18 protein-coding genes and 1 pseudogene are annotated in these 18580 nt (G+C 63.1%); 12 read left to right on the plus strand and 7 right to left on the minus strand.

From position 1 onward, the window contains the following. The first annotated feature begins 5 nt into the window (after positions 1–5). Positions 6–578, plus strand: a complete 573-nt coding sequence (locus NKI72_RS13630; protein ID WP_352834908.1) for a DUF3299 domain-containing protein — start codon at positions 6–8, stop codon at positions 576–578. A 350-nt stretch (positions 579–928) separates the two neighbouring features. On the opposite strand, the gene NKI72_RS13635 is transcribed toward NKI72_RS13630, so the two are convergent. The 4 genes and pseudogenes from NKI72_RS13635 to NKI72_RS13650 all read right to left on the minus strand — a co-directional run bounded on the left by NKI72_RS13635 (position 929) and on the right by NKI72_RS13650 (position 3529). Beyond that, positions 929–1420, minus strand: a complete 492-nt coding sequence (locus NKI72_RS13635) for an Lrp/AsnC family transcriptional regulator (RefSeq protein ID WP_023675006.1) — start codon at positions 1418–1420, stop codon at positions 929–931. Between the two features lie 201 nt (positions 1421–1621). Continuing rightward, a pseudogene (locus tag NKI72_RS13640) lies at positions 1622–2239 on the minus strand (uracil-DNA glycosylase family protein); the annotation flags it as partial. Positions 2240–2252: 13 nt separating this feature from the next. Further along, a complete protein-coding gene (locus NKI72_RS13645) occupies positions 2253–2864 on the minus strand; it encodes a glutathione S-transferase (protein WP_352540524.1) in 612 nt (203 codons plus the stop codon). A 41-nt stretch (positions 2865–2905) separates the two neighbouring features. Further along, a complete protein-coding gene (locus NKI72_RS13650; RefSeq protein ID WP_352834905.1) occupies positions 2906–3529 on the minus strand; it encodes a thermonuclease family protein in 624 nt (207 codons plus the stop codon). 75 nt (positions 3530–3604) lie between these two features. On the opposite strand from NKI72_RS13650, the gene NKI72_RS13655 reads away from it, so the two are divergent. Further along, positions 3605–5119: a sensor histidine kinase gene (locus NKI72_RS13655; protein WP_352850217.1), complete on the plus strand. Its 1515-nt coding sequence runs from the start codon at positions 3605–3607 to the stop codon at positions 5117–5119. Positions 5120–5123: 4 nt separating this feature from the next. On the opposite strand, the gene NKI72_RS13660 is transcribed toward NKI72_RS13655, so the two are convergent. Then, positions 5124–6122, minus strand: a complete 999-nt coding sequence (locus NKI72_RS13660; RefSeq protein ID WP_352834958.1) for a nicotinate-nucleotide--dimethylbenzimidazole phosphoribosyltransferase — start codon at positions 6120–6122, stop codon at positions 5124–5126. 198 nt (positions 6123–6320) lie between these two features. Here NKI72_RS13660 and NKI72_RS13665 point away from each other — a divergent pair, with 198 nt between their 5' ends. Both NKI72_RS13665 and NKI72_RS13670 read left to right on the plus strand, forming a co-directional pair. Beyond that, complete coding sequence (locus tag NKI72_RS13665; protein ID WP_352471906.1) at positions 6321–6554, plus strand: DUF1289 domain-containing protein; 234 nt, start codon at positions 6321–6323, stop codon at positions 6552–6554. Positions 6555–6567: 13 nt separating this feature from the next. Next, a complete protein-coding gene (locus NKI72_RS13670; protein ID WP_352834903.1) occupies positions 6568–7272 on the plus strand; it encodes a TIGR02281 family clan AA aspartic protease in 705 nt (234 codons plus the stop codon). An 8-nt stretch (positions 7273–7280) separates the two neighbouring features. Here the strand turns inward: NKI72_RS13670 and dusA are convergent, their stop codons facing one another. Then, entirely contained in the window at positions 7281–8273 is a 993-nt protein-coding gene (gene dusA, locus NKI72_RS13675; protein ID WP_352471908.1) for a tRNA dihydrouridine(20/20a) synthase DusA, read from the minus strand. A gap of 163 nt (positions 8274–8436) precedes the next feature. After that, a complete protein-coding gene (locus NKI72_RS13680) occupies positions 8437–9108 on the minus strand; it encodes a GntR family transcriptional regulator (RefSeq protein ID WP_023674997.1) in 672 nt (223 codons plus the stop codon). A gap of 140 nt (positions 9109–9248) precedes the next feature. On the opposite strand from NKI72_RS13680, the gene NKI72_RS13685 reads away from it, so the two are divergent. The 8 genes from NKI72_RS13685 to NKI72_RS13720 all read left to right on the plus strand — a co-directional run bounded on the left by NKI72_RS13685 (position 9249) and on the right by NKI72_RS13720 (position 18069). After that, entirely contained in the window at positions 9249–9836 is a 588-nt protein-coding gene (locus NKI72_RS13685; RefSeq protein ID WP_352766565.1) for an amino acid synthesis family protein, read from the plus strand. Next, on the plus strand, positions 9829–11628 hold the full coding sequence (locus NKI72_RS13690; protein WP_352774134.1) for an alpha/beta fold hydrolase: 1800 nt from the start codon (positions 9829–9831) through the stop codon (positions 11626–11628). The genes NKI72_RS13685 and NKI72_RS13690 overlap by 8 nt, the downstream gene beginning before the upstream one ends. A gap of 5 nt (positions 11629–11633) precedes the next feature. Further along, a complete protein-coding gene (locus tag NKI72_RS13695; RefSeq protein WP_352834899.1) occupies positions 11634–12692 on the plus strand; it encodes an LLM class flavin-dependent oxidoreductase in 1059 nt (352 codons plus the stop codon). Next, entirely contained in the window at positions 12689–14164 is a 1476-nt protein-coding gene (locus tag NKI72_RS13700; RefSeq protein ID WP_352834897.1) for an aldehyde dehydrogenase, read from the plus strand. The genes NKI72_RS13695 and NKI72_RS13700 overlap by 4 nt, the downstream gene beginning before the upstream one ends. Positions 14165–14247: 83 nt before the next feature. Beyond that, the gene (locus tag NKI72_RS13705) at positions 14248–15267 is read left to right on the plus strand and encodes an ABC transporter substrate-binding protein (protein WP_352471913.1); all 1020 of its coding nucleotides are present in this window, start codon (positions 14248–14250) and stop codon (positions 15265–15267) included. Positions 15268–15333: 66 nt separating this feature from the next. Next, on the plus strand, positions 15334–16194 hold the full coding sequence (locus NKI72_RS13710) for an ABC transporter permease (RefSeq protein ID WP_502899676.1): 861 nt from the start codon (positions 15334–15336) through the stop codon (positions 16192–16194). A gap of 1 nt (position 16195) precedes the next feature. Continuing rightward, on the plus strand, positions 16196–16996 hold the full coding sequence (locus tag NKI72_RS13715; protein ID WP_352774140.1) for an ABC transporter permease: 801 nt from the start codon (positions 16196–16198) through the stop codon (positions 16994–16996). Continuing rightward, positions 16993–18069, plus strand: a complete 1077-nt coding sequence (locus tag NKI72_RS13720) for an ABC transporter ATP-binding protein (RefSeq protein WP_352774142.1) — start codon at positions 16993–16995, stop codon at positions 18067–18069. Before NKI72_RS13715 ends, NKI72_RS13720 begins: the two co-directional genes overlap by 4 nt. Positions 18070–18580: the final 511 nt, after the last annotated feature.

The raw sequence follows: 18580 nt of genomic DNA on the forward strand, positions 1-18580 counted from the left end.
CAGCGATGAGCAACCGTTTTAAATCAGGCACGATCATGGCAACTGCCTTGTTGGCGTCCGCGATCGCGGCAAGCGCTTCCACTGGGACCACGCACATTTTCTGGAAGGATCTGCGCCCGGCTACCCAGGCAGCCGCCGAAGGCGTCGGACTGCCGATGATCGCGGCCAAAATGCCGGATCGTGGCGAGACGCTCTCACTCGACTTGCAGGACAAGACCGTGCAACTCGCAGGCTATGCGCTGCCGGTCGACCGCGATGGTGATCTCGTCTACCAATTCCTGCTGGTGCCGTGGACGGGAGCCTGCAGCCACATGCCGACGCCGCCGCCCAACCAGATCGTCCTCGTCACGCCTGCACAGCCTTACAGGATGTCCGAGGCCTACCAGCCGGTTTCGGTGACCGGCGCATTACGGCCGGGCATGGAGAAGAGCCAGCTTTTCATCCTCGACGGCGTCAGTGTCATCCAGTCGGGCTACACCGTGCGCAAGGCCGAGGTGGTTAACGTCGACGCCGTGCCGGACACGATCACGCTGCCGGTCAACTCGCCCTGGAGTTTCCTCAACAAAAAGAAGAACTAAACGGGGCTAACTCAAGGAATGGACGGAACTGGGATAAGCATGGAGTTCGTGCAATCCGTTCCATCGATGGATACCATCGCGCGGCACCCCTCCCAAAGCCATATCACAAACGTGCCCTGAGTATGCTGGCTGTCTATCCTGCCTGGCCTCGTGAAAAATATCGATATTTCAGCTGCAGATTCTCTTGGGATGTCAAATTCTTCCGCCCACGGCTCGACTATCAAACGAACACTGTCGGTGCCGTCGTTGCGAAAACCGAATATTAGAGTTTGCTCCGTCAACCGTCGTCTCTGCAGCAGGCTGGGTGGCTCTAGATCCGGTTGCGCCCGACCTCACAAATCGATAGGGCTTCAGGCGGCGTTGGCGCCGGACTCCTTGTCGAGCATCATGTAATCCAGCGGCATCTCGGTCGTGTATTTGATCTGCTCCATGGCGAAGGAAGACGACACGTCGCGGATCTCGATCTTGGCGATCAGCCGCTTGTAGAAGGCGTCGTAGGCGGCGATATCGGGCACCACGACGCGCAAGAGATAGTCGACGTCGCCGCTCATGCGATAGAATTCGACCACTTCCGGGAATTCCTGGATGACCTCCGAAAAGCGCCGCAGCCATTCATGGCTGTGCGAATTGGTGCGGATCGAGACGAACACCGTTACCCGCACATTGACCTTTTCATGGTCGAGGATGGCGACGCGCCGCTTGATGACGCCCTCTTCCTCGAGCTTCTGGATGCGCCGCCAGCACGGCGTCGTCGACAGGCCGACCTTCTTGGCGACGTCGGCGACTGCAAGCGTCGCATCCTCCTGTAGGAGGCGGAGAATTTTTCTATCAAGGCGGTCCATTGGGTGCTCCCCTGATGCAAGTCGTCCAAGTGCGCAGCGGCCTTGGCACAACGACATGCATAAAAACAAGAATTTAACGCGCGTCCCCTCATGCGCGACGCGCTTCGAGGAATGGATTACCATAATCCCTCTTGCTCGAGCCTATTACAAGAAAGAAATTCTGCCGCATAGTGCGAAAGCGAGTGATTTCTTGCTGAATGCCTAGCCGAGGCGATAGCGGATTTCCGATCTCAGAAAGGGCAGCAAATCCATTTCAAACCATGGATTGCGCTTCAGCCAGCCGGTGTTGCGCCAGGACGGGTGCGGCAGCGGCAGGACTTTCGGGTCGGTTGCCGCCGCCCAGATGGCACGCCAATCCATGACCGTTTCCGTCAGCGAGGGACGGCGCGCTGCGCCCATATGCCAGCTTTGCGCGTAGATGCCGATCGTCAGCACCATATCGACTTGCGGCATCAGCGCCATCAGCGATGTGCGCCAGGCCGGCGCACATTCGCGGCGCGGCGGCAGGTCGGCGCCCCCGGCGTCCTGACCGGGAAAGCAAAAGCCCATCGGCACGATGGCGAATTTGTCCGTGTCGTAAAATTCCTCGCTGCCGACGCCCAGCCAGCTTCGCAGCCGGTCGCCGGAGGCGTCGGTGAACGGCATCCCTGTAATGTGAACCTTGGTACCCGGCGCCTGGCTGGCGATCAGGATACGCGCACTCGACGATGGCCTGAGCACCGGACGCGGCTGGTGCGGCAACGGCCTGCCGGCCGGGTTATCGACGCAGGTGCGGCAGGCGCGTACCCTCGCCGCCAAGGCTTCCAGCTCTTCGCTCATTCGGAACTCGTTGTCAGGCGGCGGCACTCGGCCGGCTGGAGATTTCCCGATGCCAGCGCAGCACGTTCGTGCACTCTTCGGGTACCTTGATGCGAGCCGGCTTCATGAAGTCGATGGCGACCAGCCCGGTGATGTCGGCGATCGAATAGGCATCGCCGGCGACGAATTCCCTGCCGGCGAGCTCAGTGTCCAGAAATCTCAGGAATTCGATCGCCTTCGGCTTGTTGGCCTCGCCCCATTCGGGGATTTGCGGGATCTCCCATTCCCTCATTGCGGGGTGGATGTGCCGGAACGCCGCGGCGACGCAGCCGAACAGATTGAACTCCACACGTCTTTGCCACATCTCGACGATCGCCTTGCCGAGCGCGCCACGCCCGAACAAAGCCGGCTCGGGGTGCAGTTCCTCGAAGTAACGACAGATTGCGACGGATTCGGTGATGACTGTGCCGTCGTCGAGCTCGAGCACCGGCAGACGCTTCAGCGGATTGCGCGAGCTGACCGGCTGCTCTTTGTGCTCCAGCGCGCCCATGTCGACGGGCACCAGCGGAACCTGAAGTCCCTTTTCGGCCAGAAAAATCCGAACCCGGCGTGGATTGGGCGCGCGCCCGCCGTCGAACAGCTTCATCTCTATCCTCCTCGTCCGTCTCGACGAACTATAGGCACAGCTCACCAGAAGCGAAAAATTTCGCGCAAGGCGTCGCCGATCGACGCCAAGGTACCGTGCTTTCTTTCAACCAGCTCATGGCCGTGGCTCTCGCGCCAGTTCTTCGGCTCGTCGAAAGTTCCGGCCCAGATGCCGGCTTTGCCCGCGCGCGCAGCAGCTTCCTCGGTCTCGAAATCGCCAAAGGCGACCGCCCAGCCGGCCTCGACCTGCGCGCGGTTGAGATCCTTGCCGCCGGCCTTGCAGTCGCCGAGCAGCCTGCCGTAGCGGTCGCGCTGCCAGCCGCTGCAGGAGACGGCTTTGCCGGCGATCAACCGCACCAGGGACTGCCGCGCGAGCTTGCCGCAAGGATAGTCGGCACCGTCCTTGCGGCAGATTTGCGAATATTCCGGCGCGTCGATGCCACGCATGCGGATGCGCTCGCCGCCGAGCGTGATGCTATCGCCGTCATTGACGGTGGCCGCGCCCTCCGTCTTGCGCGTCTCGATCCGGTCGAGGCGCGCCGCCAGGAGGATCGCCAGGCCGAGCACGATGAGTGTCAGCCCATAGTCCATTAGTCGGCGCCACAGGCTTCGCGGACGTGGCGCATAGTATCGCTGGCGAGGCCATTGCGACCACGAACGGCTCATATGGCAAACCGTTGGTTAATCATTCGAACGTAGCTTAACGATTTGAAATTGCTGCCCGCGTAAATTGAAGACTTCATGCCCCTGCAACGCTCGACCATGGCAGACAAGTTTATTGTGGACCGCAGGAAACGCCATCGCAACAGCGATGTCGCGCGCGCGGTGCGCAAGACGCGCGACCGTCTTTCGCAGCAAGCCGGAAATCCCGACTTCGACCGCGAGCTGTTGAAGCTCCACGCGCTTTCGATGACCGGCGGCGTGATCGTCATTCCGCTGCTCATCCTGGCAACGGCCGCGGCAGGCTTGTTCGCGGGCATCGGCAAGGAGATCGGCGTCTGGGCGCTGTTCACATTCATCTGCTATACCATCGTTGCATTCATGGCCAGACGCGTCACTCAAGCGTCCGAGCTCAACCCGCTGGAAACGCATAGGGATTTCCTGATCGGCCATTTTCTGTGCGGGCTTGGCTGGGCCTGGTTCGCATGGCTCGGCTGCGAAGCTTGCCAAATGGATCAGTTCCAGGTCGCCAAGGCGGTGGTGCTGCTGCTCGCCATGTCGGCAACCGCGATCCTGGCCTCGTCCCTGCGCGGTGCGCTGTTGGCGACCTTCGCCCTCCCGGTCGCCATCTATGCTTATGCCAGTGCGAAATTATGGATGCCGGTCGAAGCGATCATGGCAGGCTTGCTGATCTCCTCGTTGCCTTTCTTCGCCTATGTAGCGCGCCAGCTCAACCGTTCCTCGCTGATGCTGCTGTCGTTCCGCTCCGAAAAGGATGCGCTGATCGCCGAACTGGAGACGGCGAAATCGATGTCGGACGAGGCACGGCGGCGGGCGGAAGACGCCAATCTGGCGAAATCGCGTTTCCTGGCCTCGATGAGCCACGAACTGCGCACACCGCTCAACGCCATTCTCGGCTTTTCCGAAGTGATGGCCAACGAGGTGCTCGGCCCGATGAGCAACCCGACCTATCGCGACTATGCCCGTGACGTGCACGACTCCGGACAGCATCTGCTCGACCTGATCAACGAAATCCTCGATTTGTCGCGCATCGAAGCGGGCCGCTACCAGCTCAACGAGGAGCCGATGATGCTGCTCTCCGTCGTCGAGGATTGCTGCCACATGATGGAGCTGAAGGCGCGCAACAAGGACATCCGCATCGTCCAGGATTTCGAAAACGCCTTGCCGCGCTTGTACGCCGACCCACGCGCGGTGCGGCAGATTGCGCTCAACCTGTTGTCCAATGCCATAAAGTTCACCGCCACCGGCGGCGAAATCCGTGTGCGCGTCGGCTGGACGGCGGGCGGCGGGCAATATCTCTCCGTCAAGGACAATGGGCCGGGCATACCGGAAGACGAGATTCCGATCGTGCTTTCGGCCTTCGGCCAGGGCTCGATCGCCATCAAGAGCGCCGAACAGGGCACCGGGCTTGGCCTGCCGATCGTGCAAGGCTTGCTGGCCATGCATGGCGGCGAATTCCAGCTCCATTCCAGGCTGCGCGAAGGCACCGAGGCGATCGCCATCTTCCCGCTGAGCCGGGTGATGGAGGAACTGCCGGCGCTGCCGACCAAGGCGGTTGCCTCGCGCCGGCGCTGAATGCTTAACCGCGGACCGCCGCTGCCATGCCGGAGCTGGTCAGCGCGGCCGCCTTGACCAGGCCGGCGGCAAGAGCCGCCCCTACCGCCTCGCCTTGACTGACGCCCAGATCGAGCAGCGGGCGAAGGCCGAGGCGCTCGGCGGCCTTGGCGTGACCAGGCTCCGGCGACAGGCTTGCGAGGAGACAATGATCGAGCGCGGCGGGGTTGGCGGCATGTAGGACACCAGCGGCGGCAGTCACCGCAAACCCATCGAGCAGCACCGGGATCTTCTGCATCCGCGCCGCCAGAATGGCGCCGCAGATCGCGGCGAATTCCCGCCCGCCGACCCGGCGCAGCGCTTCCAGCGGGTCCTTGAGGCTCGCGCCGTGAAACGCGACCGCGGCATCGACCACCTCCGCCTTGCGCCTCTGCATCGCCGCGTCTGCCCCTGATCCAGGGCCGATCCAGTCGGCGCCGGTGCCGCCGAACAGTGCCGTGCAAAGGGCCGCGGCGACAGTCGAATTGCCGACGCCGAGGTCGCCAAGGCAAAGCAGGTCGGTGCCGCCGGCAATCGCTTCCATGCCGAAGGCCATGGTAGCGGCACAACCGCGCTCGTCCAGTGCCGCATCCTCGGTAATGTCGGTTGTCGGGATGTGCAGAGCCAGATCGAACACCTTCAAGCCGAGATCGTTGGCGATGCAGATCTGGTTGATTGCTGCACCGCCGGCGGCGCAGAGCTCGACTGCATTTGCCGTGGCGGCAGCGGGGCGCGGCGAAATGCCGTGGCGGGTGACGCCATGATTGCCGGCAAAGATCGCCACCAATGGCCGCGTCACCGCCGGCGGCGCGCGGCCGCTCCAGCCGGCGAGCCAGGCGGCGATATCCTCGATGCGACCAAGCGAGCCTTCGGGCTTGTCTGCCTTGGCAAACAACTGGCGCACGCGGGCCTTGGCCGCCATATCTCCCGGCGGCAGGCTCACCAGGAGGTCGCGAAAATCGTCGAAAGGCAGCGCGCTGGTCATGTCAATGGCAATCGTCCGTGTGAATTGGTGAGCGGCATAGCCGCCTTGGCCAGCCGGCACAAGCTCAGGCCGGCACAAGCTCCAGGCCTGGTGCAACTTCGAGGTATTGACGCGAAAAGCACCCATTGGCGGCGTTTCCCGGAGGGCTTGCATTGACTTTGTCGTTGCACCATGTGGAGGCTAGCCAAGGAAATCCTTATGACGGCCATTGAATCCCCGTGCATCCTGGTCTGCTCGATCGATATGAAAACCGGCTTCTGTTTCGGTTGCGGGCGCACGCGCGCGGAAATCGCCGCCTGGATCGACATGACCCCGCAAACCCGCCGCAGCGTCATGGCCGAGCTGCCGGCAAGGCTGGAAACGGTCGAGCGACGCCCCCGCCGGGAAACCCGTCGCAGCCGCATGGCACGCGAACGCGACGCCCTCTCGTGAACCGGCCGCAGAGATGAACCGACTGCTGTGGATTCTGATCGTCGCGATCGGGGCAGGTGTACTCCTGCTCATGCTCAACGATTCCGTCGGCAGTACATTCGGCATTGAGAATTACGATTTCAGCCAGCTGATCTGGCTTGGCGCTTTAGCGGCGCTCGTCGGCGCCGGCCTGCTCAGATCGGGCAGGCCGTTAGGCACCATGGCCCGCAGCCTCGGCGCCTGGGGCGCAATCGTGCTGGCGCTGATCGCCGGCTATCAGTACCGCTATGAGTTGCAGGATTTCGCCAGCCGCGTCACCGCCGGCCTTGTTCCCGGCAGTCCGCTGGCGCTGGGCGTGGAAGAAGGCCATGCCACCGTCACCCTGGACAAGGCCGGCAGCGGCCATTTCGAAGCGCGCGTCACGATCAACGGCACGCCGATCCTGACGGTTGTCGATACCGGCGCGACCAGCACCGTTCTGACCGCCGAGGACGCGCTGGCGGTCGGGTTCAATTCGGCGGCTCTCCGCTTCACCATACCAATCTCTACCGCCAACGGCATGACACGCGCGGCGGCGGTGCGAACCGACGAACTGTCGATCGGCGGCATCGTGCGCAAGGACATGCCCATCATGATCGCCGCACCCGGCACGCTCGGCCAGAGCCTGCTCGGCATGAATTTCATCGGCTCGCTATCGGGCTTCGACGTACGTGGCGATCGCATGATTTTGCGGGATTGAGTTTTTCCTCAGGCCGCCTCTGCGGTCCGGCCGAAATCGACCTCTGCAAAAGCCGCCTTGAGCACCTGCGGTCCGGCACCCGGCCTTGTCGCATCGGTGGACAGGATCTGCCGATAGCGGCGTGCACCGGGCAGGCCGTGAAACAGCCCGACCATGTGCCGGGTGACATGCCCGAGGCGTCCGCCCTGCTCGATATGGCGTGACGCGTAATCCGCCATGGCATCGATCAGTGCGACAAAATCGAACGACTCAGCTGTGCTGCCGTAAAACGCGGCATCGATGCCGGTGAGTATCCCTGGCGTGTGATAGGCGGCGCGGCCGAGCATGGCGCCATCGACATGGTCGAGATGCGTCAGCGCCTCTGCGAGAGATTGAATACCGCCATTGATGCCGATGAATTTGTTTTGTTTTCTGGCTTTCAGCCGATAGACGCGGCCATAGTCGAGCGGCGGGATGTCGCGATTTTCCTTTGGGCTCAGTCCTTCCAGCCAGGCCTTGCGGGCGTGCACCCACAGCGCGTCGGCGCCGGCCGCGAAAACACCATCGGCCAACGCATCGAGTGCCGGTTCCGGATCCTGCTCATCGACGCCGATACGGCACTTGACGGTGACCGGTATTTTCACCGCCGCCTTCATTGCCGCGACGCAATCCGCGACGAGCACGGGCGTCTTCATCAGGCACGCGCCGAAGGTGCCCGACTGGACGCGGTCGGACGGGCAGCCGACATTGAGGTTGATTTCATCATAGCCGAAGGCTTCGCCGATGCGCGCCGCCTCGGCCAGCTTTCCCGGATCGGCGCCGCCGAGTTGCAGCGCCAACGGATGTTCGCTGTCGTCGAAGCCAAGCAGCCGCTCGCGTGCGCCGTGGATGACCGCATCGGCCACCACCATCTCGGTATAGAGCAGCGCCTCGCGCGTCAGCTGGCGATGGAAGAACCGGCAGTGCCGGTCCGTCCAATCCATCATCGGCGCCACGGCAACTTTGTGGCGTAACATGTTCATTTTACTACTTTTCTGTCTCAGTCCGTTCGAAAGATGCACACCTAACTGACCCGATATACGATTTTGCCGCCGCAACTGAAAGCAAATTGGCATGTCACACATGTCACTGTACGCACCAGTTAGATGCCTGCCGTGGAACGATGGACCGCCGGCGGCATACCAGTCAGCCAAGGCGAAGCGTGTTGCGGGCGATCTGCCACGCGGATTCGACATGCCGCCGCGCCGCCTCCTCCGCCTCGTCCGGCTTGCGCGAGCGGATTGCATCCATGATTTCGGTCATTTCGGCGATCGCCGGCTCGCGGCGGTTCTCCGACGCGATCGTCATTGAGCGGAGCTGGTTGATGCGGACATTCAGCCCCGTCACGATTTCCCAGGCAATGCGCTTGTCCGCCGCCTCGAACAGCGTTTCGTAGAACTTGGTCGTTGCCCGCATCACCTCGACAGGCGCACCGGACGCCCACGCCTCAAGCAGGTTCGTCAAGGCGGCATCGAGCGAGGCGATCTGCGCGTCCGTGGCTGTCAGGGCGCAAGCCCGCGCCGCGATGCCCTCGAGCAGCGCCCGCAATTCATAGATTTCGTCGGTGCGGCCGAGATCCGGCTTGGCCACGGCGGGTCCGTGGCCCGGTATCATCTGCACCAGGCCTTCCGCCTCCAGCTGCCGCAGCACCTCGCGCACGACGGAACGGCTTACCCCGAGCTGATCGCATAGCGGCCGCTCGACCAGCCTTTCGCCAGGCTGGAAATGGAAGCCCATGATCGCCTCACGCATGCGCTCCAGCGCCAGCGTCCTCAGCGTCTTGGCAGAGCGGTCGATCCGCAGCGTATCGCCTGACATTTTCTCTCCCTACCCCGATCCGGCCACAAAACAGATTCCATAGCCGATTGACAAGGCTTCTGGTGCTCCATACTATGGTATACCATAAGATGATGTAAAGATTTCGGCGTTGCACAGCGCCGCGGCGACCGAGGACTTTCATGAAACCAGCCATTCGAAAGATCGTCACCTACATCGAGAACACGCTAATCGAGGGCGGCAAGGAAGCCCCAAAACCGCTGCGCCTGATCGGTGTCGCCGCTGTGCTGACAAATCCTTGGGCCGGCCGCGGTTTCACCGACGACCTGTCGCCGGAGATCCGCGCCATTGCTCCCGTCCTCGGTGAACTGCTGACCCGCGAGATTATCGCGGTTGCCGGTTCCGGCGAGGCGATAGAGGGCTACGGCAAGGCCGCGGTCTGCGGCACGGAGGGCGAGATCGAGCATGCATCGGCGCTGATCCATACGCTGCATTTCGGCAACCATTACCGTCGCGCGGTCGGCGCCAAGACCTATCTCGCCTTCACCAATCTGCGCGGAGGGCCGAACACCCCGATCATGATCCCGCTGATGGACAAGAACGACGAAGGCCGCCGCTCCCACTATCTGACCGTACATTTCCAGATCGGCGACGCGCCCGCGCCCGACGAGCTGGTGGTGGCGCTTGGCGCTTCGATTGGCGGCCGCCCGCACCATCGTATCGGCGACCGCTATCAGGACCTCAAGGAGGTCGGAGACCTGCATGGCTGACGTCGCTGCCACCGCATGGGTCCGGGACACGGCTCCGGACGGCACCGGCTTCATCCGCGCCGGCTCCGGCGCGCCGGTTCTGCTCATTCACGGTGTCGGCATGAACGCCGCAATCTGGCACGATCAGATCGTGGCGATGAAACACCATCATGACCTGATCGCCATCGACATGCTCGGCCACGGCGTTTCACCGCTGCCGCCGGAAGAAGCCAGCCTGTCGGATTTCGCCGATCAGGCGGTTCGCCTTCTCGACCATCTCGGCGTGGCGTCGGTGTCGATCGTTGGCCATTCGATGGGCGCGCTGGTCGCTCTGGAGATCGCCCTTCGCACCCCATCGCGCGTTCGCTCCATCGTCTGTCTCAATGCGGTATTCCGCCGCCCCGCGGCCTTGGCGCAGGCCGTACGCGAGCGTGCGGCCGCGCTCGGCACCCATGGCAACCCTTCCGCCATTGCGGCTACGCTTGCCCGCTGGTTCGGCGACCCGCTGCCGGCGAATCTTATCGGGGCGGCCTCTACCGCGCGCGCCGCCCTTGAAAGGGTCGACCCCGAAGGCTACGCGCGCACCTATCGCCTCTTTGCCCATGCCGATGCCGAGCATGCTGATGCTCTCCCCGGTCTTGCCGCGCCGGCCCTGTTCATGACCGGGTCGCAGGACAGCAATTCGACCCCGGCCATGTCGGCGGCGATGGCGAGGCTTGCGCCGCACGGCCAATGCCTCGTGCTCAATGGAGAAAGGCATATGATGGCAATGGCTTCACCTGAAAAAGTGACCAAACACATCATGGATTTTCTCGACACGGCAGGAGACGCTGGCGTGAAGCCGGAGACGGATGCAGTCTTTGACAGCGGCGAATTCCGGCGCGCGCTCGGCTCGTTCCTGACCGGTGTCACCATCGTCACAACGATCGGAGCGGAAGGCGAACCGCGCGGCTTCACCGCCAACTCCTTCACCTCGGTCTCGCTCGAGCCGCCGCTGGTGCTTGTCTGCATCGCCAAGAGGGCCCTGGGGCACAGTGCTTTTTCGACATCGAGAGGTTTCGCCATCAACATCCTGTCGGAGGACCAGAAGGCCCATTCCGGCATCTTCGCTTCCAAAGCAGCGGACAAGTTCGCGGCCGTGGCCTGGCAGCCGGGCCGGACCGGCAATCCGCTGATCGACGGCTCCGTTGCGGTGTTCGATTGCGGCATGGAGCAGCTGGTCGATGCTGGCGATCACTCGATCCTCATCGGCCGCGTCCACGACTTCAGCCACAACGGAGCCCAGCCCCTCGGTTATTGCAGAGGCACCTACGTCACGCCCGGCCTCAGCCAGGAGGCGCTGGCGGCGGCGCCCCCCAATACGGAGGTCGGCGCCATTCTCGAGAACGAGGGCCGTGTGCTGTTCTTCGCAACGGCCGACGGGTTTCATGAATTGCCTGCGGGGCGCGGACTGGGCACGCCCAACGATGCGCGCGGCCTCAAGGGGCGCCTTGCCGCCAGGGCCATAGACGCCCAGCTCGGCTTCCTTTTCGCGGTGTGGGACGATGCCGCCGAACCCTGGCGCACGCATGTTTATTATCGCGGAACGGCCGAGGGGTCCTATTCCGACGATCGCCAGATGCGGCTTGTCGACATCGAGCAGATCGCCGATCTGGAGATCGCCGATCCCGCGGTGCGTTCGATGCTTGCCCGCTATGCGCGCGAACGCACGGAAGATGCATTCGGCGTCTATGTCGGCAACGAGGTCGAAGGCGAAGTCCGGCCGCTCGCCAAGTCCTCGCCTTCTCAAATTTCTCTTTCCGGCCGCGGGTGAAGCCGATGAAATTTTCGCTTTTCGTCCACATGGAGCGATCGGATCCGGCCAAGCCGCATTCCGAGCTTGTCGGCGAGCTGGAGGACCTGGTTGTCCAGGCCGAAGAGGCAGGGTTCGAGACTGCCTGGATCGGCGAGCATCACGGGATGGAATTCACCATCTCGCCGAACCCGTTCATCAACATCGCCTGGCTCGCCGCCAAAACCAGGCGCATCCGGCTCGGAACAGGAACCATCGTCGCGCCGTTCTGGCACCCGATCAAGCTTGCCGGCGAAGCAGCGATGGCCGACGTCGTCACCGGCGGCCGTCTCGACATCGGCATTGCGCGCGGCGCCTACGCTTACGAATACCAGCGACTTTTCCCAGGCCTCGAGGCCTGGGTCGCCGGGCAGCGTATGCGCGAGATGGTGCCGGCGATCCGGGGCCTTTGGGATGGTGATTTCGAACTCGCCGGCGAGTTCTGGTCGTTTCCTTCAACCACCTCGTCGCCCAAGCCGCTGCAAAAGCCTTATCCGCCGATCTGGGTGGCCGCACGCGATCCGAACTCGCACGACTTTGCGGTTTCCAGCAAATGCAACGTCCAGGTGACGCCGCTTGCCTCCGGCGATGGCGAAGTGGCCAGCCTGATGGAGCGTTTCAACGCGGCGTGCAATGCCCACCCTGACGTACCAAGGCCGGAGATTATGCTGCTGATGCATACTTTCGTCGCCGAGGATGCAGCGGAGGCTGACCGGCTCGCGCAGGATCTGTCGCAGTTCTACTGCCAGTTCGGCGCCTGGTTCCAGAACAAGAAGCCGGTGCACCAGGGCATAATGGAAGCGCTGACCGAAGACGAGATCGCGGCCATGCCGCAATATGCGCCTGACAAGATCAGGCAGAACCTGGTCATTGGCGAAGCCGACGAGGTGATCGCCAGGCTGAAGGCCTACGAAGCGCTCGGCTACGATCACTATTCGATCTGGATCGACAGCGGCCTTTCCCATCGGCGCAAGAAGAAATCGCTGCAGCTCTTCATCGACAGGGTGATGCCGGCCTTTTCCGAACCGAAAGCCGGATTGCGATGAGCACCACTCAATTCAGGAACTATATTGACGGCAGCTTCGTCGAAGTGGCGGCGACCTTCGACAGCATCGATCCCTCGACGGGCGCGCCATGGGCGAAGATGCCCGCTGCATCGTCTGATGACGTCGACCGCGCCGTCGAAGCTGCACACCGGGCGCTTGGCTCCGGCACGTGGCCGGCAATGACGGCAACGGCACGCGGCAAGCTTCTGGTGCGGCTCGGCGATCTGGTGGTCGCCAATGCCGACCGGCTGGCGGAACTCGAGACGCGCGATACCGGCAAGATCATCCGCGAGACCCGCGCCCAGATCGCCTATGTCGGCAACTATTACCGCTATTATGGCGGGCTGGCCGACAAGCACGAGGGCTCGTTTGTTCCCATCGACAAGGCCGACATGGAAGTGACCATCCGGCCGGAGCCAATCGGCGTCGTAGCCGCCATTGTGCCGTGGAACTCGCAGCTCTTCCTGTCCGCCGTCAAGCTCGGGCCGGCGCTGGCGGCCGGCTGCACCATCGTTCTGAAAGCATCGGAAGACGGCCCTGCCCCGTTGCTGGCCTTCGCTGAACTCGTCCATGAGGCGGGATTTCCCGCCGGGACCGTGAACATCCTGACCGGCTTCGGCCACGATTGCGGTCACCGGCTGACCAGTCATCCGCTCGTCGCCCGCGTCGCCTTCACCGGCGGTCCCTCGACCGCTCGGCAGATCGTCAGGAATACGGCGGAAAACCTCGCCTTCACGACACTCGAGCTCGGCGGCAAAAGCCCGGTCGTGGTGTTTGCCGATGCCGATCTGGACAGCGCCGCCAACGCGGTCGTTGCCGGCATCTTCGCTGCCACCGGCCAGAGCTGCGTCGCCGGCTCGCGGCTGCTGGTCCAGCGCTCCGTGAAGGACGAATTCCTCGACCGGCTCAAGCGCAAGGCCGAGGCGATCAGGATTGGCGATCCGCAGGATCCCGCGATCGAAATGGGACCGCTCGCCACCTCGCGCCAGCGCGAATGGATAGAGAAGATCATTGCTGAAAGCCTGGCCGCGGGCGGGCAACTGGTCACCGGCGGCATCCGCCCCGCGGGCATGGCGGACGGCTTCTATTACGCGCCGACGATTATCGACGCGCCTGATCAGACGCTTGCCTGCGTGCGCGAAGAGCTCTTCGGCCCGGTGCTCTGTGTGCTAGCCTTCGACAGCGAAGCTGAAGCGCTTTCGCTCGCCAACGACACGAAGTTCGGCCTGGCGTCCGGCGTGTTCACCACCAATCTGGCAAAAGCCCACCGCATGGCGCGCGGCATCCATGCCGGCGTGGTCTGGATCAACACCTATCGGGCGGTCTCGCCGCTGGTTCCGTTTGGCGGCTACGGCCAATCCGGGCTCGGCCGCGAGGGCGGCCTCGATGCGATCCGCGACTACACGCGTTCGAAATCGGTGTGGATACGCACCTCCGACGACCCAATTCCCGATCCTTTTGTCATGCGGTAGCCGCCGCTGGCCGGAGATGCGCGATCAAGGCGAAAACGACCGATCGCGAACAGACACCAACGAAAACAACAGAGGAGAACGACATGAAACTGATCATCACCGGCTTCCTTGCCGGATTTATTGCAACGACAGTTCTGGCAACGACGGCCGCAAAGGCCGAGGACATGGTCTTCACCAGCTGGGGCGGGACGACCCAGGAAGCGCAGACCAAATCCTGGGCCGAGCCGTTCACCGCTGCATCCGGCATCAAGGTCATGCAGGACGGCCCGACCGACTACGGCAAGCTGAAGGCGATGGTCGACAGCGGCAGTGTCAACTGGGACGTCGTCGACGTCGAGATGGATTTCGCCATCAAGGCGGCCAAGGACGGTCTGCTCGAGCCGATCGACTTCAAGGCCGTGCCGAAGGCCGACCTCGATCCGCGCTTCACCACCGATCATGCCGTCGGCAGTTTCTACTATTCCTTCGTGCTCGCCTGGAACAAGGGCGCCGTTTCGGGTGAACCGGCCGGCTGGGCCGACATGTTCGACCTGACGAAGTTCCCGGGCAAGCGGACCTTCTACAAATGGTCGGCGCCCGGTGTCATCGAGATCGCGCTGCTGGCCGATGGTGTTCCGGCGGACAAGCTCTATCCGCTGGATCTCGATCGCGCCTTCAAGAAACTCGACACCATCAAGTCGGACATCGTCTGGTGGGGCGGCGGGGCGGAGTCGCAGCAATTGATCGCATCCGGCGAAGCAACGTTCGGCCAGCTGTGGAACGGCCGCGTCTTCGCACTGGACAAGGAAGGCGCCGATGTCGGCGTCTCCTGGAACCAGAACCTGACCGCAGCCGACGTTCTGGTGGTACCGAAGGGTGCCAAGAACAAGGATACGGCGATGAAATTCCTCGCCGCGGCGAGCAGCCCCGCCGGCCAGGCCAAATTTGCCGAAGCCAGCGGCTATGCGCCGATCAACACCAAGGCCAAGGCAGAGATGCCGGCCGATGCCGTGAAATCGCTGCCGGACGCTCATGTCGACGGACAGATCAATCTCGACATGAACTACTGGGCCGCCAATCGCGACACCATCGCCGCGCGCTGGTATGCCTGGCAGGCGAAATAAGCCCGCCCCTGAACCGCAATGGACGAGACGGTTCGCGCCGTCTCGTCCCGTAGCCGGGTCGCTGTCATGTCGGTCGAAACACGCCGGAACTTTGGAACGGTGCGGGTGCCGGCAGGTCTCAATGGCCTGCTGCCGGCCCTGATTCTGATTATGCTGTTCTTCGTCGTCCCCGTGCTGGCGCTGCTTTTGCGCAGTGTCACGGAGCCCGAGCCAGGCTTGCAGAACTATGCTGCCCTGCTTGGTGACGGCACCTATGCGCGGGTGTTCTTCAACACATTCTTGGTCGCGGCGTTGGTCACCATCGTCACGGTCCTTGTCGCCTTTCCGGTCGCCTGGATGCTGGCGATCATGCCTTCGGGACTGGCCTCGATCATCTTCGGCATCATCATTCTGTCGATGTGGACGAACCTGCTCACCCGCACCTATGCCTGGATGGTGCTCCTGCAGCGTACCGGCGTGATCAACCGGACGCTGATGACCATCGGCGTCATCGACCAGCCGCTGCCGCTCATCAACAATCTCACCGGCGTCACTATCGGCATGGTCTATATCATGCTGCCCTTCATGATTCTGCCGCTGGTCGGCACGTTACGGGCGATCGATCCGATGACGCTGCGTGCGGCGTCGCTGTGCGGCGCAAGCCCTTTCCAGGCGTTCCGCCGCATCCTCGTGCCGCTGTCGCTGCCCGGTGTCGCGGCCGGCGGCCTGATGGTCTTCGTCATGTCGCTCGGCTACTTCGTAACGCCGGCACTGCTCGGCGGCACGTCGAACATGATGCTTGCCGAAATGATCGCGCAGATGGTCCAGTCGCTGCTCAACTGGGGGCTCGGCAGCGCCGCTGCCTTCATCCTGCTTGTCGTCACCATGGTTCTCTACGCGCTGCAACTCCGCCTTGTCGGTGCCAGGCGCATGAGCGGAGGCATCTGAGATGCTGCTCGACTATGACCGCATAGGTTGGCTACGGGTTGCCCTGCTCGGCTTCACCGCGCTGGTCGCTGGCTTTCTTCTGTTGCCGGTGGTCTTCATTGTCCTGCTCTCCTTCGGCTCGTCGCGCTGGCTGGCTTTTCCGCCGCCCGGCTGGACGCTCAAATGGTACCAGGAGCTTTTTGCCGATCCGGCCTGGCTCGACGCCGCGCTGACCAGCGCTCGGATCGCCACCATGACGGCGATCCTGGCAGTAGCGATCGGCCTGCTCGCCTCCTTTGCCCTGGTTCGCGGAAGGTTTGCCGGACGTGAGATCCTGCGCGGCCTGCTGCTGACGCCGATGGTGCTGCCCGTCGTTGTCTTCGCCATCGCCATCTACGCCTTCTTCCTTCGCCTTGGCCTCGGCGGCACCACCATCGGCTTCGTCATCGCCCACACCGTGCTGGCGCTGCCCTTCGCCATCATTCCGATCGCCACCGCGCTCGAAGGGTTCGACAAGTCGATCGAGGACGCGGCAATCGTCTGCGGGGCAAGCCCGCTCGAGGCCAGGCTCAGGATCACCTTGCCGTCAATCCGGATCGGCATCTTCTCCGCCGCGATCTTTTCCTTCCTCGCGTCGTGGGACGAAGTCGTGGTGGCGATCTTCATGGCCAGCCCGAGCTTGCAAACCTTGCCCGTCAAGATCTGGGGCAGTCTGCGGTCGGACCTCAGTCCGGTGATCGCCGCTGCCTCCAGCCTGCTGGTCGGGCTGACGCTTGCCCTGATGGTGATGACGGCGCTGCTGCAGCGAAAGTTCCGGACATGACCCACCCTTTCCTCTCCATCTGCAATCTGCGCAAGGCGTTCGGGGCGATCGTCGCCGTGCACGACGTCACGCTGGACATTCCCAGGGGCGAGTTCCTGACCTTCCTCGGGCCCTCCGGTTCGGGAAAATCGACGACGCTCTACGCGATCGCCGGCTTTCAGGACCCGACTTCCGGCGATGTCTTGCTGGAAGGAAAGTCGCTGCTTGCGGTGCCCCCGCACAAGCGCAACATCGGCATGGTCTTCCAGCGCTACACGCTGTTTCCGCATCTGACGGTGGCCGAAAACGTCGCTTTTCCGCTGCGGGTTCGCCGCCGGCCGGACGCCGAGGTGAAGAAAAAGGTCGCCGACATGCTGGCCCTGGTGCGGCTCGAAAGCTTTGCCGGACGCTTACCCGGTGCGCTGTCGGGCGGCCAGCAGCAGCGGGTCGCGCTGGCGCGGGCGCTGGCCTACGATCCTCCGATCCTTTTGATGGACGAGCCATTGTCGGCGCTCGACAAGAAGCTGCGCGAGGAAATCCAGGGCGAAATCCGCCGCATCCATCGCCAGACCGGCGTCACCATTCTCTACGTCACCCACGATCAGGAAGAGGCGCTGCATCTGTCGGACCGAATCGCCCTGTTCAAGGATGGCCGCATCGAGCAGACCGGCACCGGCGAGGATCTCTATCTCAGGCCGGCGACCGATTTCGTCGCCGGCTTCATCGGCAATTCGAATTTCCTCGCCGCCGAACATCTCGGCACCACCAACGGCACGACAACGATCCGCATGACAGACGGTTCGGTCATATCCGGAGTCAGGGCCAACGGCACGTTCGGCAAAGGCCAGAAGACCAGGCTGATGATCCGGCCCGAAGCCTTTAGCATGGAGCGGAGCCCGGCGAGCGCGGAACTGAATGTCGAGATCGTCGACATCGCATTTTACGGCGAGCGCCGGCGGATCGTCGCGCGCATCGCCGCTGGACAGGAGGTTGACATCAGGCCGACCTCCGCCGCCATGCAATCGCAGGATGTGTGGCCCTGCAGCCGGCAGGTTTTTTTCGATCCCGCTGCTGCATTCCTGTTTCCGGCCTGACTAAGCCGCGGTGGATCGCCGCCCTTCAACGCTTCGCAGCTGATTGGATGGCGGGCGCAACTCCCGTACCCATTGACAGTCGTCATGCTCGGTTGGAAGATGAAGAAGGTCCGCGGCGATAGCCATATGGGAAGGCAATGGTCCAACCGCCAGATACCGGACACCATCCTGGCAGCGTCGTCGCGGTCATCGTCATTTGTTTGATCATCGTTGCTTTGTTCTTCATAGGCTTCAGATACTCAAGGCCAGGCCAGGGTACCCTCGTAATTCCCGGCGGTACGCTGCAGCAACCGTGAATCCGACCCCTTGGCGCTGACGCGAAGCCGTTCTCAAGTTGTGTGCGTCAAGTTCTGCAAAATGGCGTGGCATCGCGGTGACGGCGGCGTGTCCGCCGCGCAGCCCCCGTGTTTAGCGGAGCGGCGGACACATGACGGTGCTCAGGCGGCCAGGGCCCTCAGGCTCTCCTTCTTGTGCTCGCGCAGATGATCCATGTTGAGGTAGCGGGTCGCCT

Source organism: Mesorhizobium sp. M0437 (genome assembly GCF_040321335.1).
Lineage (GTDB): Bacteria > Pseudomonadota > Alphaproteobacteria > Rhizobiales > Rhizobiaceae > Mesorhizobium.

Excerpts from the sequence above, each read along its gene's own strand:
- NKI72_RS13630 (WP_352834908.1), top strand. The coding sequence starts at position 6 with ATGAGCAACCGTTTTAAATCAGGCACGATCATGGCAACTGCCTTGTTG.
- NKI72_RS13635 (WP_023675006.1), bottom strand. The coding sequence starts at position 1,420 with ATGGACCGCCTTGATAGAAAAATTCTCCGCCTCCTACAGGAGGATGCG.
- NKI72_RS13645 (WP_352540524.1), bottom strand. The coding sequence starts at position 2,864 with ATGAAGCTGTTCGACGGCGGGCGCGCGCCCAATCCACGCCGGGTTCGG.
- NKI72_RS13650 (WP_352834905.1), bottom strand. The coding sequence starts at position 3,529 with ATGAGCCGTTCGTGGTCGCAATGGCCTCGCCAGCGATACTATGCGCCA.
- NKI72_RS13655 (WP_352850217.1), top strand. The coding sequence starts at position 3,605 with ATGCCCCTGCAACGCTCGACCATGGCAGACAAGTTTATTGTGGACCGC.
- NKI72_RS13660 (WP_352834958.1), bottom strand. The coding sequence starts at position 6,122 with ATGACCAGCGCGCTGCCTTTCGACGATTTTCGCGACCTCCTGGTGAGC.
- NKI72_RS13665 (WP_352471906.1), top strand. The coding sequence starts at position 6,321 with ATGACGGCCATTGAATCCCCGTGCATCCTGGTCTGCTCGATCGATATG.
- NKI72_RS13670 (WP_352834903.1), top strand. The coding sequence starts at position 6,568 with ATGAACCGACTGCTGTGGATTCTGATCGTCGCGATCGGGGCAGGTGTA.
- dusA (WP_352471908.1), bottom strand. The coding sequence starts at position 8,273 with ATGAACATGTTACGCCACAAAGTTGCCGTGGCGCCGATGATGGATTGG.
- NKI72_RS13680 (WP_023674997.1), bottom strand. The coding sequence starts at position 9,108 with ATGTCAGGCGATACGCTGCGGATCGACCGCTCTGCCAAGACGCTGAGG.
- NKI72_RS13685 (WP_352766565.1), top strand. The coding sequence starts at position 9,249 with ATGAAACCAGCCATTCGAAAGATCGTCACCTACATCGAGAACACGCTA.
- NKI72_RS13690 (WP_352774134.1), top strand. The coding sequence starts at position 9,829 with ATGGCTGACGTCGCTGCCACCGCATGGGTCCGGGACACGGCTCCGGAC.
- NKI72_RS13695 (WP_352834899.1), top strand. The coding sequence starts at position 11,634 with ATGAAATTTTCGCTTTTCGTCCACATGGAGCGATCGGATCCGGCCAAG.
- NKI72_RS13700 (WP_352834897.1), top strand. The coding sequence starts at position 12,689 with ATGAGCACCACTCAATTCAGGAACTATATTGACGGCAGCTTCGTCGAA.
- NKI72_RS13705 (WP_352471913.1), top strand. The coding sequence starts at position 14,248 with ATGAAACTGATCATCACCGGCTTCCTTGCCGGATTTATTGCAACGACA.
- NKI72_RS13710 (WP_502899676.1), top strand. The coding sequence starts at position 15,334 with ATGTCGGTCGAAACACGCCGGAACTTTGGAACGGTGCGGGTGCCGGCA.
- NKI72_RS13715 (WP_352774140.1), top strand. The coding sequence starts at position 16,196 with ATGCTGCTCGACTATGACCGCATAGGTTGGCTACGGGTTGCCCTGCTC.
- NKI72_RS13720 (WP_352774142.1), top strand. The coding sequence starts at position 16,993 with ATGACCCACCCTTTCCTCTCCATCTGCAATCTGCGCAAGGCGTTCGGG.